Here is a 1,045-nt window from a genome sequence, read left to right on the forward strand (position 1 = left end):
AGGAGTCTGGACTTGACTATAAATTTTGGCGTATACATTAACTTAATATAATTTGAAAATATATCTTGAAACGAATCATGATTATTATAAAAAAAAGAATAAATATTTGATAAATATTTATTAAGGAAATCTTTTGTAACGTACGTAATTTTTGTTTTATGGTGCTCCTTAAAATTGAATGGTAAATCTACAAAAACCCTAAAAGCTTCTTTTTTAGAATACAATATGATACTTTCAATTTTATGTTTTTCATTAGTTATAAAGCTAAAAATGTAAGCAATATTAAGGGCATCTGAAATACATTTATCACTAGTTAAATTGTTTTTATACTCAAGTTTTAGTGAATTCTCATATTGAAAGGTGATTTCGTTAAATCTAGTTCTTTTACGATTTATTTTACAAGCTGAAGAAAGACGAACTTCATTCAATGAAATTATTTCTTTCTTTAGATTAGCTTTATCGATAGAAATAGTATGTTCATTATTTGTTTGATCCCTTTTAATATCAAATGGTATGTGATTTATATTTTCTTTTAGATCACTAAATTTAACACTTATGCTATCAAAAGTTTTAGGAATCTCTGTATGAGAAATAGATACCCAAATTTGAGTGAATAAATACTCATATTCGTTACTTCCTGGAAAATTTATAGTATGCCTCGATAAAATACCGTTTCTAAGATACAATGTTTCTCCTTTTGCAGTAATAAATTGGCATTGGTTTATTCTTTCTTCATAATCCATATCAGTATTAAATAATAATTGATAATTACTACCATCACTTTTTAAAATTCCAGCTTCCTTAAAATCAGATATAATTAATGTTCCAGATATTTCAAAAGTATCAGTATTACTAATTTTTTTTAATTTCATTAATAAACTCCTTGCTTACCAATATAAAATAGTATTTATATTATATCATTTAATTTCAGAGTGTATGTGCTTTTAGAGTACACCCTAATCATACAAAATAAGTTATTGAATTTATAGCAACTGTCACTTTGCTTGATATATGAGAATTATTTAGGTTCTGTTGCAAAGTAAAA

The 1,045-nt window shown here is 24.6% G+C and carries 1 protein-coding gene; it reads right to left on the bottom strand.

The features are described 5' to 3' along the window. Positions 1–872, bottom strand: an 872-nt coding sequence (locus KA828_RS13030; RefSeq protein ID WP_210126365.1) for an ApeA N-terminal domain 1-containing protein, incomplete at its 3' end; no start/stop codon positions are given. Between the last annotated feature and the right edge of the window lie 173 nt (positions 873–1,045).

The organism is Staphylococcus sp. GDY8P85P, from assembly GCF_017892405.1.
Classification (GTDB): domain Bacteria; phylum Bacillota; class Bacilli; order Staphylococcales; family Staphylococcaceae; genus Staphylococcus; species Staphylococcus borealis.